The organism is Paenibacillus dendritiformis, assembly GCF_021654795.1.
In the GTDB taxonomy this organism is placed as follows: Bacteria; Bacillota; Bacilli; order Paenibacillales; family Paenibacillaceae; genus Paenibacillus_B.
On record NZ_AP025344.1, the window covers coordinates 640,895 to 657,853 of the forward strand.

Consider the following 16,959-nt stretch of genomic DNA (forward strand, 5'->3'; position numbering starts at 1 on the left):
TCGCTATGAGGGGAGATCAGGCTTGGAGCCGTCCATGAAAGAGAAGATTATAAAGCATAGCATAGCGCTTTTTGAAGCGAAAGGGTTCAGCGAAGCCTCGATCCAGGATATTGTCGACACACTGGGCGTGACCAAGGGGACCTTCTATTACTACTTCGCGAGCAAGGATCAACTGCTGACGCAGATTCATCTGCAGTATATAGATTACATGCTGGAGGAGCAGCGGCGCATCATCGAGCAGCCGGATCGAACCTGGCGGGAGAAGCTGTCCGGGATCATCCTCATGATGATTCGGGCGATCGAAGGCAAGGGCGGCAGCGCGCGCATTTTTTTCCGTGAACTCCTTCATATTACGGGCGACAATCTCGCCGCCATCAAACAGAAGCGGGATCGGTTCCGGTTAAATGTGCAGTCTGTCCTCGAGCGGGGAATGGAGAGCGGCGAGTTCCGCAATGATCTGCCGGCGGACATGATGGCGTTCAGCATCCTCGGCGCCTGCAACTGGTGCTATACCTGGTTCAAGCCCGACGGTCCGTTGTCCGATGCCGAGGTAGCGGCTGTCTATGCCGAGATGTTCCTCAACGGGATGAGCAAATAAGAGAACAAGCAAGCCGGCAGAAGAACAGAGCCGCAAAGAGGAACAGGCTCCTTGCGGTTCTGTTTTGCGTTTCATCGCGTCCCATCGATCTCTAATCTAGTCTATCTGTCCTCCATAAGATGCAGATTGGCGCTCCCCGCTTGCTCTTCCTTCGGCCTCCCGGATGGGTAGGCATAATGGTAGATCGCTTCCAATTGCTTCGCCATGTATTCGGGGGAATGAGGCGTGTCTTGCCCCAGCCAGTTCACCAAGACTCCCAGATGAGCGAACAGAACGTAGTGGCTCACAATCTCCTTGTTCAAGCCGTTCACGGCGCGCGGCGTCAGCTTCAACGCTTCAAAGGCCTGGCTGAATTGTCGGTATAGCATATCCGTGAAGCGGTTGTTAAAATAGGTTCTCGCATTGTCTCCGAACATGGTCTTGTAAAAATCGCGATGGAGACGAAAATGGGAGAACAAGCGGATGACTTGCTTTTCCGGGTACTTCTGAGAAGCGCTCCGCTCTTCGTCTTCGGTCGGCCCGACCGCTTTGGCGAGCTCATCCAGCATGTCGTCCACGCTTCGTTCGAAGAGATCGTATTTGTCTTGATAATGCAAATAGAATGTCCCTCGATTAATGTCCGCCCGTTCGGCAATATCCTGCACCGTGATCGCCCCGAATTCCTTTTCGTTCATCAACTCGATTAATGCGCGTCTGATTTTTCTTTTCGTTCTTTTGACTCGCCGATCCGCCGTGTTGGACATCAAGCTTCACCTTCTTGTTTACAAATTATTTACACAAAAATCAACAATCTGGCTGCATGTGTACGGTAATGAACAGAAGTGAGCGAACTGCGCATTGAACAAATAACAGGCCTTGGTAAAATTATAATCATCCAATTGGATGGTTTTCAATAATACATCTATTTCCTAGTACTAGTGGCTAATTTAACCTTTTTCGAAGGAGTGGAAGCCATTGATGAATTGTCTTAATTTGGACCGCGTGAACCGGACCCATCTGCCGATCGCGGGCGGCAAGGGGGCCAATCTGGGTGAACTGCGGCAAGCCGGCTTTCCCGTCCCTCCGGGATTCTGCATTACGACCTCCGCTTATGATGCGGTCGTGGGGCAATCGGCTCGGATGGAGTCTTTCTACGAAGAGCTCGGCCTCTTGAACGTTCAAGATAACGAAGGGATGCGGCATCTAAGCCAGCGCATGCGGGAGCATATCGGCAGCTTGCCAATCCCGGATGACATAAGCAGAGATATTCTCCAAGCATGGAGAGAGATGGGCGCCAATCCTGCCGCTGCCGTTCGTTCCAGCGCGACGGCGGAGGATCTGCCGACAGCTTCCTTCGCCGGGCAGCAGGACACCCTCTTGAATGTGCGAGGGGAGCGGCAGCTATTCGATGCCATCCGTCAATGCTGGGCCTCTCTCTTCTCGGAACGGGCCATCGCCTACCGGATCAAGAACGGATTCGATCACCGTTCCGTCCGTCTGGCCGTCATCGTTCAGCGCCTCATTGTGCCAGACGTGTCGGGGGTGATGTTCACCGCCGATCCGATAACGGGGAACCGCGGCATCATCTCGATTGACGCCAGCTTCGGGCTGGGGGAAGCGCTCGTATCGGGGCTCGTCAATCCTGATCTGTACCAGGTCAGGCAGGGCGGGATCGTGAAGAAACAGATCTCATGCAAGAAGTCGGTTGTCTGTACGCTTGCCGAGGGAGGCACGGCTGTTGAAGAACTCCCTGAACGGAAGCAGAAGGAGCAGGCGCTGTCCGATGAGGAGATCATGATTTTGGCCCGAATGGGGGAACGGATTCAAGCGCATTACGGGGCGGAGCAGGATATTGAATGGTGCCTGTCCGGCGGACAGTTTTATATTGTTCAGGCCAGACCGATCACTTCCCTATTTCCGATACCGAAGGCGTCAAGCGATGGGCTGCATGTTTATTTCTCGTTCGGCCACATCCAGATGATGACGGATGCGATGTCGCCCGCCGGAATTTCGGTCTGGCAGATGACGAGAGAATTCGCCTCCGCCGGGGAGGAGGGCGCGGCAGCGCTGGTAGAAGCCGGCGGCAGACTGTTCATGGATGCCACGCGTTCGCTGCAGGCCGGCTTGGCCCGGAAGGTGACGCTGCAGATGATGGGCAAGATGGACCCCCTGATAGCCAGCGCGGCCCGACAAATCCTGGACCGTGTTCCGGTCACGGAAGAATCCTCTGCCGGTTGGGAGGGGCTGGAAGAGATGCTCCCCCGGCTTGCGACGCAGGTGCTCAAGGATATGCTGGAGGGAGAGGGCCAAGCGGCCTACACGGAGGTCGAGGACGGAGCGGATCGCCTGGTGGACCTATGCCGGCAGCGGTTGGACGAATGCGGCGGAGCCGATAAAATTACGTATATTCATCAAAACTACGAAGCTTTGGCGCGCAATTTGATGGGCGAGAGCTTTCACTACACGGTCGCAGCCATGGCAGCGAAGGATCTGCTCGAGCTGCTGGCGAAATGGTGGCGCTTCGACGGCGGCGAGCTAATCACCTTGAACAAGTCCCTGCCGTTCAATGTCACGAGCGAGATGGGACTGGAGCTGGGGGATGTGGCGGATATCGCCCGTCCTTACCCGGAGTTGATCGCGTATTTGCGGAACGCGGGCGAGGACGGATTTATGGAGGGGCTGGACGGCATTGCCGGAGGCCCGGAATTCAAGGCGGCCTTCACGCAGTGGCTGGAACGGTACGGCGTTCGCTGTCCGGGCGAGATTGACATCATGAGGACGCGTTGGTCGGAACGGCCTTATATGCTGATCCCATCGCTTGTGGGTCATCTGGACAGCGTCAAGCACGGAGAACACCGCGAACGCTTCCGCCAAGGAGAGCAGGAAGCCGAGAGGGCCGCCGAACGCATTCTGACCCAAGTCCGCGGCCTGGAAGACGGAGCGTTCAAGGAACGGATCGTCTCCCGGCTGATCACCGTCTACCGCAGCTTTATGGGCTTGCGGGAGCATCACAAATTCGTGCTGGTGCGGCATTTGGCGCTATATCGGAAAGCGGTCCTTGAGCTGGGGGATGATCTCGCGGCCCGGGGCGTCCTGCGCGAACGGAACGATATTTTCTTCCTGCCCTTGCAGGAAATGAAGGAAACGATAACCGGCACCTTCGAAAAAGACGTACCGTCGCTGATCGCGGCCCGCCAGGAGAGCTTCAAGCACTATCAGCGGCTGCAGCCGCCGCGCGTCTTCACGAGCGAAGGGGAGATTATCGAGGCCAGACTGGACGGCGGCGATGCGCCGGAAGGCGCCTTGATTGGACTGCCGGTCTCTCCCGGCATCGTCGAGGGCAGGGCGAGAGTCGTGCTTGATCCGAGCGCGGCTTCGCTGAAGGAAGGCGAGATTCTGGTGGCGCCGTTCACCGATCCGGGATGGACGCCGCTGTTCCAGCAAGCGAAGGGGCTCATCACCGAGATTGGCGGCATGATGACGCACGGCTCGGTCGTCGCCCGCGAGTATGGCATTCCCGCGGTCGTCGGGGTCGAGCGCGCGACGAAGCTGATCCGTGACGGCCAGTTGCTTCGCCTGGACGGCACGACAGGACAGGTGATCGTGCTGGAAGAAGCGCATAGCATGGTGTGACCCTCTTATGAATATAACCAGGTAAGGAACCGCGTTTTGCCGGAAAAAGGCAGAGCGCGGTTCTTTGTTTCTCCACGGAAATATGCCAATATAGTCGTAAGGGGATGAGTGAATGTTCAACGATTTCAAGCTCGTAGATGGACGTCCCGCTTCCGTTCAAGTGAAGGACTATATCAAAGAGTTGATATATAAAGGAATTTTGCGCGCCGATCAGAAGCTCCCTTCGACCCGCGAGTTCGCCTCCTTATGGCAATTGAGCCGCAACACGGTCATGACGGCCTACCGGGAGCTGGAGGACGAAGGACTGATTCATTCCGTGGCGGGCAAAGGCAGCTATGTGGCGCAGGAGGTCGTGCCGGCCGTGGACGGCGCGCGGCTGGAGTGGAGGGATAGGATCGGGGCATGCGCGCGCACGGCCGAGGAGCTCGATCTGATGAAGCATGGCGTTCGCTGGGAGAAGGGGATGATTTCGTTCACGAGCATTGCCCCGGACGAGAAGCTGTTCGATCTGGACAATGTGAAGCGGGCCTTTCTCGATCGGATGTCGCTCGAAGGCGAGATATTGCTGAACTATGGCTATGCGAAAGGCTACAAGCCGTTAATCGACTGCCTGCTCCGGTACATGGAGACGAAGGGCGTGGACTTGTCCGGCAAAGATTTGCTGGTGACGAATGGCTTTACCGAAGGGCTCGATCTAGTCCTCTCGGCCCTGCGCAAGCCGCACGGGCGCGTGCTGTGCGAGAACCCGACCCATCATACGGCGATCAAGCTGTTCAAGATGCACGGCCTGGAGATCACCGGAGTCGCCATGCAGGAGGACGGACTCCAACTGGAGGAGCTGGAGCGGGAATTGGCCCGACAGTCCTTCGACCTGGCTTATCTCATTCCGTCCTATCATAATCCGACCGGGATCGTCATGTCCCCGGAGAAGCGGATGGAGGCCTTGCGCCTGTTCGGCGATTACCATATTCCGGTGATCGAGGACGGCTTCAACGAGGAGCTGCGCTATTCCGGCTCGCACGTCGCCCCGATGATTGCCTGCGGCGGCAGCGGGAACAACGTAGTCTACATCGGCAGCTATTCGAAGGTGCTGTTCCCGGGGATTCGCGTAGGCTGGGTGCTGGCGGATCGGGAGCTCGTCGATTATTTGGAGAGCATGAAGCGGGCGCGGAGCATTCATACGTCTACGTTGGATCAGGCGATTTTATATCAATACTTGCATAACGGAAATTTCGAAAAGTATATCAAGCGGGCCCGAAACGCTTACAAGCGCAAATACGAGCTGGCCGTGCAATGGTGCCGGGAGCATATTCCGTTCGCCAGGCTGAGCGGCGACGGCGGACTGCACTTATTCATCGAACTTCACGAATCATTGGCCGCGCGCGATGTGCTCGGCGCGTGCGTGCGGCAAGGCGTTGTCTTTACGCCGGGCGATATTTTCCATACCGACGGCTCCGGCGCCAATACGTTCCGGCTCGGCTTCTCGCGCGTCTCGGAAGGGGAATTGGAGGCGGGCATCGCGACGATAGGCAGGACGGTCAGGCAGCTCATGGGGGAGGTAACGGGATGAAGGCGATCAAAGTCGGCGTGATTATGGGAGGCGTCTCCTCTGAACGCCAAGTGTCGCTTATGACGGGGAAGGAAATGATGGCGAATCTGGATTACAAATATGAAGCGGTCCCCATCGAACTGAATTCCACGGAGGAACTGATCGACAAGGTCAAAGGGATCGATATCGCCCTGTTGGCGCTGCATGGGAAATACGGCAAGGACGGAACGGTGCAGGGCACGCTGGAGACGCTAGGCATCCCCTATACCGGATCGGGCGTCTTATCCAGCAGCCTGTGCATGGATAAAGAACTGACGAAGAAAATCATCCGCTTCGAGGGATTGGCGACCCCGGACTGGATGCTGATTGCTTCGCTCGATGAGCTCGACACGGTAGCGGTCGGCCGGCAGCTCGGCTACCCTGTCGTCGTGAAGCCGAATACGGGCGGCTCCAGCATCGGCGTGCAGATTGCGGACGGCCCGGACCGTCTCCGTCAAGCCGTCGCGGACGCGCTGGCGTGGGACCGGGAGGTGCTGCTGGAGCAATATGTCGCCGGGGACGAGATTACGTGCCCGGTGCTGAATGGAACGCTGCTGCCGACCGTATCGATTAAGGCCAAGGCTCATTTCTTCGACTATTCATCCAAATATTGCGACGGCGGGGCGGAGGAGGAGGCCGTCGAATTGCCGGAGCCCTATGGCACGGCGGTTCGCGAGGCCGCCCTCCGAATCTATAAGGCCATGAAGTGCAGCGTGTATGCCCGCATCGACATGATGCTGGCCGGCGGGACTCCCTATGTATTGGAAGTCAACACGCTTCCGGGACTGACCAAGAACAGCTTGCTCCCGACAAGCGCCAAAGCGGCGGGCCTTTCTTACAGCCGTCTGCTGGATGAAATCATAACGCTATCCTTGCAGGCCAGAACGGCAGAAGAGGCAGGTCTCCCTGGACGATAAACGCCCGGAGATCTGCTTCTTTGTTAACTGAATCTCCCAAAACCCCATGAACTTTCTCGACGGCCCGGGGCTTGAACATGTGGAGGAAATTGCTGCTATTTTACAGGATTTTCGGCTCAATGCGTCCGCATCCCGAGGAATTGCTGCACAGCTGCATTATTTTAGGCCCTTTTGCTCCATGGCGAAGTGAAACGGGTGAAATTGCTGCAGTTTTGCAGGAATCCCTTTCTACTGAAGGCGTCCTTATCGAATTGCTGTATTGATGCAGGATTTAGCTTAGCGAGTAGACTTATATGAAAAAAATATCAACTTTTGCGGATTTCGCTTATTGGCTCGGCGTGTCTGAAAAGTAGTTTGGCGGATTTCGTCTACCGGATAGACGTTTCCAGGGAAAATGTGCAGTTTTCAGGCACTCCGATCAGAGCGGGTTAAATCCATTTTTCTACGGAGAGACGAGACCAAATGGAGCACCTTGAATAACTGTCTCCAACGGCTTGCTTTTCCCCGCAGTCGCGCCCGGACAACCCGGCCTTCACATATGTGCTGCCGTCCGTTCCGTCTATTGCCGGCCTCGCTCCGAATTCGCGCCGACCTCGCCCCGAACTCGTCTTGAACTCGTTCCTAGCCCGCCCCGAGCTCGCCGTGTAGGGCCTAATCTGGCGCATTGGAGAAGCGGAAAGGACAAAATGTCCCTTACAGGCGGCGGAGGATCTGCATTATATGTAAAAACCGCTAGATGGGACTAAGACGAACGCCCGCAACAGGGCTGGAGGAGAGGTGCGCGATGAAGAAATGCATTGTGTTCGCCAACTGCCATGGCATTCCGATTCGCAAATATTTGGCTTCGTCGGCGACGTTCCGGCAATTGTACGAATTGGTAGAGGTGCCGATGATTCAGGTATGCAATCAAGCCACCGGCATCGGCGATCATCTGCTGAGCCAATGCGATCTGTTCATCTATATGAGAACGGGCCATGCCTTCGGGCCTTATCTGTCCACCGATTATATATTGACCAGACTGCCGGGCCATTGCGTCCGCATCAGCATCGGCAATGCCTATTTCATGTCCTATTATCCTCAATTCATCCCGGACAATAAGGAGCCGCTGTTCGCCTATGCGGATCAGAATGTCATCCGCTTGCTGCAAGCGGGAGCAAGCAAGGAGATGATTATCACCCACTTATCTGACGAAAATCTATACTCCGCTGCGTTCCTGCACCAATATCATCATGATTTCATGCTCAATCTGCGGAGCCGGGAAGCGGGGATCGATATCCCTCTGGCTGATTTCATCGAACAGAACTTCCGGCAGGCTCACTTATTCGCCACGATATGCCATCCACGGTATCAGATTATACAGTACTTGGCGATGAACATATTGGAGAAGCTTGGCATCTCGGGCGAGGAGATTGCGGATGTCGTTCACGACACGGACTTCGTCGATCTGATTCACCCGATATACCCGAGCGTGATCAAGCATCTGGGGCTGAGCTTCGTGCAGCCGGAAGACCGGGTCTACACCTTGGGCAGTGAAATCCTGACCTTCCCGGAATATATCTCGCGGTATGTCGATTATCATGCGCTAGCGATGCGAGGGTTCTAAAAAAAGTTCATAATCATGGGGCGGTCCCAAACGTAGTTTTTCGGTACAGTGAGACCCCTCCTTTTTTCTCAATGGAAATGTGTTTCCTCTGATAAATACAGGCACCGTAGAAACATAGCTTATATTTTCCGTTCTCGCCTCAATAGATATAGACAGATCGAGTACCGGCGTAACACTATCGCGATTCGCCCGAAGCGCAACTCAAAAACCATTGCTTTCCGGGTTGTCAACCGTATTTTCCAAATGATTTTTGTAATAATACGGGCCTGCCTTTTTAAGTACTTCATTCCCATCTGCAATCCCGATGATTTTTTCTTGGCAATCGAGGAGGCTTCGGCATAAGCCTGGAGCGGAACGGAAGCGATCCCAGGATGGCAGAAAGTCCGATTACAAGACGGCATAAGGAGAATTGTTATATTCTGCAGCAATCATGTTACTAGCGGAGGATAATCAAAAACGAGCGCCCCCTGCACAGTTCAGGGGACGCTCGCCGCCGCATGTTCATCTTATTTGATTTATAGTGACGATCCTCATTAATCAATCTCTATTAATTTATGATTTGTCCAATCAAGTATATATTTTGTAGTAAAGGTTGAATGGGAGGTGTCTTTTTCATTGTCTCCTACCCAATAACCAAGTCCAAATAGTTCACTATGCCATTGCAGCTTATAGCTATCTTGTGTTCTTCCTAAATGTACGGTTAATGGAGAAGTGGACTCCGTTTTATCGGCAATGACAACGGCGACAACGGCAGGAGAAAAGCTATAGGCCGCTAAAGCAGGCATCTGATCGCTGGAAAGAAAATTATCTTTTGCCCAGACTTGGCCGTTACGAGATTTACTAAAAAGCTCATTGCCATAAGGCGGAGTTTTTGAATCTCTATTATATGGCCCCCATCCTTGGTTCATAGTAGATACAAAAGGTACTGTCCATTCCACTTTTTTATTCGTATCGGTTTTTAAATTCGTTTTGTAGTCTGCTTGTTCATAAGACACGGAGGTTGACCAATTGTTACTGCTGTTCGGGACACTGCCTATTGCACCGCCAATAGTATATCCAATGGTAGAGGATACCGTTTTTTTATCAATGGTATTCGTAGGAGATACTTTGAAAAAATCCCCGCTCCCGTCTAATTCCATGGCAATCCGATAAGAAGATGCCCAATTCATTGTCGCTCGATAATATCCAGGATACGAATCCTGTTCAGGAAAATAGATTTTTCTGTCTGCGTCAATGTTGCTTCCTTCTGTAGTAATGACTGCAATTTGTTTATTATTATGAGGATCGTCAATAAAGGAAACAGAAAGAGAGGTTTTTATTTTTTCATTGCCAAATCTTGTAGAAAAGTTATTGTATACCTTTGCGCCTTGTCCGATATCGATGGGAGAATTTTTCGCTACTTGTGCAGAGACAGATGGTCCATTTAAGGTTAGAGAACCTAGTAAAATGGCAACTGCGGTAATGCTTTTAAAAAATAGGGGTGACCTTTTTTTCTTTTTTGTCATATGCTTCACTCCATTCTTTTTCTTCGATTAAGATTAATCGTAGCATAGCTGCTGTCACCTCACGGCATAAGGATTGTTATATTTTGTAGCAATCATGTTAAAACAAAAAACGAGCGCCCCCTGGACAGTTCAGGGGCGCTCGCCGTTGTATGATCAACCTAGGGGATTGATTGATACAGTTTTTTCCAAAACAATAAGAAATAGACCGCCCCGGTCAAGGCTCGGTCTATTTCAACTTCCGATAGCCACCGCCTTTGAAGCGGCTGCCATGCAAGGGAAGCAGCTGCAACTGCTTCCCTTTTTAGTGTATTCCCTTATATCTAATTCCATTCTACTTGAAAAACGTTACGTTTTTCAAGTCTTCATGCCTATGAATCAGAGCTTCATGCGGCGGAACGATTCATGCGCCGCTTCGATCGTGCGATCGATTTCCTCGCCGGTATGGGCCGTCGTCAGGAACCAGGCCTCATACTTCGAAGGCGCGAGGCAGATGCCCTGGTCGAGCATATGGCGGAAGAAGGCGGCGAAGGCTTCGCTGTCCGTATCCTGGGCTTCCTCGTAGTTCGTCACCGGATGATCGCAGAAATGCGTCGAGAACGATCCGCGAATCCGGTTGATCGTGAGCGGAATGCCGTATCGATCGGCCCCTTCCTGAATGCCTTCCGTCAGGCGGACGGTCAGCTCCTCCATGCGTTCATAGACGCCGGGCTCGGAGAGCACCTCCAGGCAGGCGATGCCTGCCGAGATCGAGGCAGGGTTGCCGGCCATCGTGCCTGCCTGGTACGCAGGGCCGAGCGGAGCCACCTGCTCCATGACGTGCTTCCGCCCGCCGTAGGCGCCGATCGGCAGTCCGCCGCCGATAATCTTGCCCATCGCGGTCAGATCCGGCTCGATGGCCGCATGATCCGGGAAGGCGCCATACGTCTGCGCCGAGCCGTAATGGAAGCGGAACGCGCTGATGACCTCGTCGTAGATGACGAGGGAGCCGTTCGCGCGCGCGAGCCGGCAGAGCCCTTCCAGGAAGCCGGGCTTCGGCATGACCATGCCGAAGTTGCCCACGATGGGCTCGACCATGACGGCGGCCACATCATCGCCCCAGCGCTCAAGCGCAGCCTGCAGGCTGTCCAGGTCATTGAACGGCACGGTAATGACCTCCTGGGCGATGCTGGCCGGAATGCCGGCGCTGTCCGGCACGCCGAGCGTGGACGGGCCGGAGCCGGCCGCCACGAGCACGAGGTCGGAGTGGCCGTGGTAGCAGCCGGCGAACTTGATGACCTTCTCGCGCTTCGTGTAGGCGCGGGCGACCCGGATCGTCGTCATGACGGCCTCGGTGCCGGAGTTGACGAAGCGGACCTTGTCCATGGAAGGGACCGCTTCCTTCAGCATGCGGGCCAGCTTGATCTCCAGCTCGGTCGGCGTGCCGTAGAGCGTGCCGTTCCGGGCGGCACGCACGATCGCTTCCGTCACGTGAGGGTGGGCATGCCCCGTAATAATCGGGCCGTAAGCGGCCAAATAATCGATGTACCGGTTCCCGTCCACATCCCAGAAATGAGCGCCCTGCGCGCGATCCATGAAGACGGGAGCGCCGCCGCCTACTGCCTTGAAGGAGCGGGACGGACTGTTCACGCCTCCGACGATATGCTGCAGCGCTTCTTCATACAATTGGGCGGAACGTTGTCGGTTCGTAGTCATGGGGATGTATCTCCTTTATTGTCGTTGTTTTCTCCCGATGCGGAGTCCTCGATCTTGTCGTTCAGAGCATCTTGAATGTACTGCTTCAGCCGGTCATGGTCCAGGACTTGGAGCACGGCGGACTGATTGACCATCAGGTCGGCCACATTGTCCATCGGCGGAAGCTGATGGCTCGGACCGATCGTGCTGTCATATCCGAGCGCGGCCAGCTTGATGAGATCATCGGCGGTCAGATTCGTCTCCACATAGGGGGAGACCTTATTGATGAGCGACGGAAGCTGGATGATCGACCAGGCGGACTTGAGCTTGTCGGCCACGGCCGTCAGCAGCTCGCGCTGGCGCTTCGTGCGCGCGAAGTCAGACATGGCGTCATAACGGAATCGTACGTACATGAGTGCGGTTTCGCCGTTCAAGATCTGCTTTCCTTTTTTCAGATTAATATCGAATTCATGGTTGTCTGCCTTGCTCGTATACTTCATATCCTTCTCGACCTCGAATTCCACCCCGCCAATCGCATCGATTAACTGGATGAAGCCTTGAAAATCGGTATACACGTAATACTGGATGTCCAATCCGGTCAGATTGCCGACCGTCTTCATCGCCAGCTCCGGCCCGCCGTAGGCGAGAGCGGCATTGATGCGGTCCTTGCCGAACCCGGGAATATCGACGTAGGCATCCCGCAGAATGGAGAAGAGATGCGCTTTGTTCGCGGCCGGATCGAAGGATGCGAGCAGGAGCGAATCGGAGCGAGGAACCTCGTCCGGCTTCATCCCCCGCGAGTCGCCGCCCAGCAGCAAAATGTTGACGCGCTCCGAGCCTTCCCATTTCGGAGGCGCGACCTCCTTCGGTTCGGGGAGCTTGTTCACGACAGGCGCGAAGCGGGACTGATCCGGCGGCTTCTGGAGGCTGTTCAGACTATTGTACATCGCCCAGATGTAGTAACCGACGCTGCCAATGAGCAGTACGAGCAATACAACGAGTGCGTGCTTCCAATACTTTTTGATCATCGATAGGTCCTTTCCGCATCCGGCGGAGCAGTAAAATGATGGAGTCGTCTCCGGTGCATTCATTCAAGTCGATATACATGCTATATTAAAAGGTATGGATGTTATCCCCGCATCTTGTCTATTCATTATAAAATCTTTACGTTCCCAAAATCAATTCGGACCCCGGCCTGCCCGGGGAGACTCAAGCATATTAGCAAGGTTCGCTCCGCAGGGGACAACCAAAGGAGAACCAATCGGAAAGGGTGAGGCTGACAACGATGAATGCGATTGAAGTACGTAATCTGCGCAAGACCTTCCGCGTGCAGAAAAATCGGGAAGGACTGAGCGGCGCCTTACTCGACTTGTTCAAGCGCGAATATAACGAAGTCATGGCCGTGAAGGACATTTCCTTCACGATCCCGCAGGGGGAAATATGCGGATATATCGGCGAGAACGGCGCCGGCAAATCAACGACTATTAAAATGCTGACCGGCATCCTCGTGCCGACGGCCGGGGATATCCGGGTGAGCGGCTTCATCCCGCACACGGAGCGGGAGCGGTTCGTCCAGGGCATCGGCGTCGTGTTCGGGCAGCGCAGCCAGCTCTGGTGGGATATCGGCGTCATCGAATCGTTCCGCCTGCTGCGCAAGGTGTACCGGGTGCCGGAGGCGGATTTCAAGCGGCGTCTGGACGAGTTGGTCGAGCGGCTGCAGCTTCAGGATCTGCTGAACCGGCCGGTAAGGAAGCTGAGCCTGGGCCAGCGCATGCGCTGCGAACTGGTGGCGTCCCTGCTGCACCAGCCGTCGGTCTTGTTCCTCGACGAGCCGACCATCGGACTCGATATCGTCGTGAAGACGGAGATTCGCGACTTCCTCCTGACGCTGAACCGCGAGCATGGCACGACGATTCTGCTGACCACGCATGATCTGCAGGACATCGAGGCGCTCTGCACCCGCGTCATTATGCTGGATGACGGACGCATTATCTATGACGGAAGCCTGGACATGCTCAAGTCCACCTGGGGCCAGGGGCGAGAGGTCCGCTTCCAGTTCGCCAAGCCGATGCGCGCGGGCGATGCCGAGGCGCTGACCTCCGGGCTCGAAGGAACCTGGACGGTGCACTCGCCATACGAAGCAAGCATTCACGTGCCGCTGGAGACGAATATTTCCGATGTCATCGGGCGCGTGGTCGGGGGAGCTTCGATCTCCGATCTGAAGATTGTCGAGACGAACACGGATGACATCGTCCGCGAGATCTACAAGACCGGCAATGCGGAGCAGGCAAGCGGGGCGGCCCGGGGCGGAGACGGCGGCGCGGCCGGAACCGATGCGGACGCCGACCGGGAGAAGGATGCGGTGCTTCATGGCTAGCGCTTATCTTGATTTAATCCGGATCCGGTTCTTGACGATGCTGGCTTACCGGGTCAATTATTATTCCGGCATCCTCATTTATACGCTCAGCATCGGCGTCTATTATTTCACGTGGCAGGCGATCTATGGGGGGCAAGGCTCCTTGGCGGGCTTTACCGCCGGGCAGATGACGACCTACATCGCGGTATCGTGGATGGCGCGCGCCTTCTATTTCAATAATCTGGACCGCGAGATTGCGAACGAGATTCGGGACGGCAGCGTCGCGATTCAGTTCATCCGTCCTTATAACTATCTGGTTGTCAAAATGATGCAGGCCTTCGGCGAAGGCATCTTCCGCTTGCTCTTATTCATGACGCCGGGCATGATTATTGCCTGTCTGCTGTTCCCGGTGGAGCTGCCGACGGATCCGAAGCGCTGGTTCGTTTTCGCCTTGATGCTCTTTTTCAGCTTCCTGATCAATTCGCAGTTGAATATTCTTACGGGCCTGACCGCCTTTTTCGTGGAAAATAATGAGGGCATGATCCGGATGAAGCGGGTCGTCGTCGATCTGTTCTCCGGCGTGATCGTGCCGATCTCGTTCTTCCCGGGCTGGCTCATTACGCTGAACGAATGGCTGCCGTTCCAGGCGATTACGTTCCTGCCGAGCTCGGTGTTCACCGGCCGCATCGAGGACGCCCAGATTCTGTCGGTGATCGGGATACAGATCGTCTGGTTCGCCGTGCTGATAGTGCCCATTCTGCTGATGTGGCGGGCCGCGCGGCAGCGCCTGTTCGTGCAAGGAGGGTAATGGCATGTACTATTTCGGTCTCGTGGGAGAATATTTGAAAAATTACTTAAAAACCCGTCTAACGTACCGGGCGGATTTCTGGGTCGAAGTGGTCTCGGATCTGCTCTTCCAGGCGACGAACCTCATCTTCATCTTCGTCATCTTCATGCATACGCCGACGCTGGCCGGCTGGACGCGGGACGAGATGATCTTCGTCTACGGCTACTTCATGATCCCGTATGGCGTGTTTAGCTGTTTTTTCAATCTGTGGAACTTCAGCGAGCGCTATATCGTCAAAGGCGAGATGGACCGCATTCTGACCCGGCCGGCCCATAATCTGTTCCAGATTCTGCTGGAAAATGTCGATCCGCCCGCGCTGATCGGTTCCCTCGTCGGGGCCGTCATGATGGGCGTCTGCTGGGCCCGGCTCGGACTCGCTATCGGCCTGATTGAGCTGCTGATGCTGCTCGTCATGCTGGCCGGCTCGGTCATGGTCTACTTCGGCGTCTATGCGGCATTGACGTCGCTCTCGTTCTACACGGATGCCCCGACCGGCATCCTGCCGCTCGTCTTCAATATTCAGAGCTATGGGCGCTATCCGCTCACGATCTACAACCGGTTCCTCCAGGTGCTGCTGACCTGGGTGCTGCCGTTCGCCTTCGTCGGCATCGTCCCGGCCTCTTACTTCGTGGAGGGCAAGGGCATGCAGCAGATGGCCTTGCTGACGCCGCTCATGGGCATCGCCTTCTTCGCGCTCGGCCTGACGCTGTGGAACGTCGGCATCAAGCGGTACCGCGGGGCGGGGTCGTAGGTTTTGGGGAGATATATATCGATTAAAAAAATGCCGTCGATTCTGGCTGTCATGCTAGGGTCGGCGCTTTTTATTATTAGTGGCGCTTGGGACGAAGTTGAGAGCCATTTGTATATACCTAGAAGGAAATCATAGAGGTGAGGTCGAAGGAGTAACCCGTCTGGACAGTTGTCGCCCCTCAATGATTCGGAACATAGGGTGCAGGCCGTATTGAAAGGAGCCGCGGGCTTGAAAAAAGCAGCCAAGGTGTACGGCATTACCGCCGCAATGATTGTTCTTATCCCTATCCTGATGTTCGCCTACATTCAATATCAACTCGCTTCCCTCGAAAAAGCAACCTATGAGCATCTGATTGACCGGCAAGGCTATGCCGAAAGCGATATTCTCCACCTTGATACGAAACTCAAATTCCTCTCCTTATATACAGCGGAGGTGGTCTTTGCCGATGAGCCCGATATCACCTATGACTACAAAAGAAACGAAAAAGGAGATATCATTCAAGTAGGCATGTCCGATCGGGAAGAAGCGGATTGGAAGAATTATAAGTATAAACATGAAGAAGCATCGCCATAGAAAAAGCGACTGCATTCGCTACTGGGGAGGGACGATATGTTAACGAAGGCGAAGGAATTATTGCCTCTGATGAAGCGGATTATCGAGTATAGCGGCAGCATCGATACTCTGGAGGCGAGGCAGGAGGATCGCTTCGAGGGGAATCCGGAGGAGATGGCGCGGTTGAAGCAGGAATATGCGGCCCTGCTGGAAAGCATGAGCAGAGAAGACTTGTTAATCATCCGCGCGGTGGCCGACATCGGTATTTCGGAGAGAGGCCACCGTTTGACGGGCGAAGGGCAGGGGCCAACCTATCGAGAATCGACTTTTGAAATCGAGATACGTTCGACTCCCGAGGAACTGCTGGCGAACTACCATCAATATTTGGTCTACCATACGAAGGAGCAAGAGATTCGATATTTTTTTGCATGTGGTGTCGGGCTGACTTTGAGCGAAGGGATTCATATCCTTGAGCTTGAACATTGTCTAAGATGACGTTGCCGTGAGCAGAACAGGACAGGCGGAAGGAGGGGAGTGCTATCATTATCGAAATTATCGTGTATCACGATCAATTCACTTATATCGATTGCCCGGACGAGGTCGGCGCCAACATCCGTGCCCTGCAAGGCGAATTTGATGATTTCTTGGGGAATTTGGAGGGCAATCATCCATTCCGGCAGTACAACGAAGTCATCGAGAACGGGCAAGTGACATTTCGCGGATATGTGAATGTATTTGGCGCGGAGCAGTTCATCGACTGGATGAACGTGGTGAAGTTCAAGCGGGAAGTCGCGAAGGTTATTCCGAAGCCGGTGGAGCTGGCCGCGGAGACGATTTACTTTTAACAGAAGCATAGGGGCGGGCGCTATCGGGGATTGGTTGTTTTTTGAAAAAAGAAGCATTCGATGGTAAGCTAGAGGCATCATGCATCGGCAGTCTGTCTTGGCTGCCGGGAAGGA

At 54.8% G+C, this 16,959-nt stretch carries 15 protein-coding genes; 11 read left to right on the top strand and 4 right to left on the bottom strand.

The annotated features are described in order from the left end of the window. Window positions 1-34: 34 nt before the first annotated feature. Window positions 35-598, top strand: a complete 564-nt coding sequence (locus L6439_RS02800; protein ID WP_213470069.1) for a TetR/AcrR family transcriptional regulator — start codon at window positions 35-37, stop codon at window positions 596-598. Between the two features lie 101 nt (window positions 599-699). On the opposite strand, the gene L6439_RS02805 is transcribed toward L6439_RS02800, so the two are convergent. After that, window positions 700-1,341, bottom strand: a complete 642-nt coding sequence (locus L6439_RS02805; protein WP_213470070.1) for a TetR/AcrR family transcriptional regulator — start codon at window positions 1,339-1,341, stop codon at window positions 700-702. Between the two features lie 214 nt (window positions 1,342-1,555). On the opposite strand from L6439_RS02805, the gene L6439_RS02810 reads away from it, so the two are divergent. The 4 genes from L6439_RS02810 to L6439_RS02825 all read left to right on the top strand — a co-directional run bounded on the left by L6439_RS02810 (window position 1,556) and on the right by L6439_RS02825 (window position 8,318). Continuing rightward, the gene (locus tag L6439_RS02810) at window positions 1,556-4,210 is read left to right on the top strand and encodes a phosphoenolpyruvate synthase (RefSeq protein ID WP_213470071.1); all 2,655 of its coding nucleotides are present in this window, start codon (window positions 1,556-1,558) and stop codon (window positions 4,208-4,210) included. 112 nt (window positions 4,211-4,322) lie between these two features. Next, the gene (locus L6439_RS02815; RefSeq protein WP_168179656.1) at window positions 4,323-5,780 is read left to right on the top strand and encodes an aminotransferase-like domain-containing protein; all 1,458 of its coding nucleotides are present in this window, start codon (window positions 4,323-4,325) and stop codon (window positions 5,778-5,780) included. After that, window positions 5,777-6,715: a D-alanine--D-alanine ligase gene (locus L6439_RS02820; RefSeq protein WP_269155976.1), complete on the top strand. Its 939-nt coding sequence runs from the start codon at window positions 5,777-5,779 to the stop codon at window positions 6,713-6,715. The genes L6439_RS02815 and L6439_RS02820 overlap by 4 nt, the downstream gene beginning before the upstream one ends. Before the next feature lie 784 nt (window positions 6,716-7,499). Beyond that, on the top strand, window positions 7,500-8,318 hold the full coding sequence (locus L6439_RS02825; protein WP_168183029.1) for a WcbI family polysaccharide biosynthesis putative acetyltransferase: 819 nt from the start codon (window positions 7,500-7,502) through the stop codon (window positions 8,316-8,318). Window positions 8,319-8,851: 533 nt separating this feature from the next. On the opposite strand, the gene L6439_RS02830 is transcribed toward L6439_RS02825, so the two are convergent. The 3 genes from L6439_RS02830 to L6439_RS02840 all read right to left on the bottom strand — a co-directional run bounded on the left by L6439_RS02830 (window position 8,852) and on the right by L6439_RS02840 (window position 12,522). Further along, a complete protein-coding gene (locus L6439_RS02830; protein ID WP_213470072.1) occupies window positions 8,852-9,823 on the bottom strand; it encodes a beta-channel forming cytolysin in 972 nt (323 codons plus the stop codon). Window positions 9,824-10,198: 375 nt separating this feature from the next. Then, entirely contained in the window at window positions 10,199-11,515 is a 1,317-nt protein-coding gene (locus L6439_RS02835) for a glutamate-1-semialdehyde 2,1-aminomutase (RefSeq protein WP_213470074.1), read from the bottom strand. After that, window positions 11,512-12,522: an LCP family protein gene (locus L6439_RS02840; RefSeq protein ID WP_213470075.1), complete on the bottom strand. Its 1,011-nt coding sequence runs from the start codon at window positions 12,520-12,522 to the stop codon at window positions 11,512-11,514. The genes L6439_RS02835 and L6439_RS02840 overlap by 4 nt, the downstream gene beginning before the upstream one ends. A gap of 257 nt (window positions 12,523-12,779) precedes the next feature. Here L6439_RS02840 and L6439_RS02845 point away from each other — a divergent pair, with 257 nt between their 5' ends. The 6 genes from L6439_RS02845 (at window position 12,780) to L6439_RS02870 (ending at window position 16,845) form a co-directional block, all read left to right on the top strand. After that, the gene (locus L6439_RS02845; RefSeq protein ID WP_213470076.1) at window positions 12,780-13,871 is read left to right on the top strand and encodes an ABC transporter ATP-binding protein; all 1,092 of its coding nucleotides are present in this window, start codon (window positions 12,780-12,782) and stop codon (window positions 13,869-13,871) included. Then, the gene (locus L6439_RS02850) at window positions 13,864-14,658 is read left to right on the top strand and encodes an ABC transporter permease (RefSeq protein WP_213470077.1); all 795 of its coding nucleotides are present in this window, start codon (window positions 13,864-13,866) and stop codon (window positions 14,656-14,658) included. The genes L6439_RS02845 and L6439_RS02850 overlap by 8 nt, the downstream gene beginning before the upstream one ends. Before the next feature lie 4 nt (window positions 14,659-14,662). Further along, complete coding sequence (locus L6439_RS02855; RefSeq protein ID WP_213470078.1) at window positions 14,663-15,448, top strand: ABC transporter permease; 786 nt, start codon at window positions 14,663-14,665, stop codon at window positions 15,446-15,448. 228 nt (window positions 15,449-15,676) lie between these two features. Then, a complete protein-coding gene (locus L6439_RS02860; RefSeq protein ID WP_213470080.1) occupies window positions 15,677-16,021 on the top strand; it encodes a DUF3139 domain-containing protein in 345 nt (114 codons plus the stop codon). 36 nt (window positions 16,022-16,057) lie between these two features. Beyond that, window positions 16,058-16,495: a hypothetical protein gene (locus tag L6439_RS02865; protein WP_213470082.1), complete on the top strand. Its 438-nt coding sequence runs from the start codon at window positions 16,058-16,060 to the stop codon at window positions 16,493-16,495. A gap of 62 nt (window positions 16,496-16,557) precedes the next feature. Next, window positions 16,558-16,845 (top strand): hypothetical protein, encoded by a 288-nt coding sequence (locus L6439_RS02870; RefSeq protein WP_213470084.1) that lies wholly within the window; start codon window positions 16,558-16,560, stop codon window positions 16,843-16,845. Window positions 16,846-16,959 lie beyond the last annotated feature (114 nt).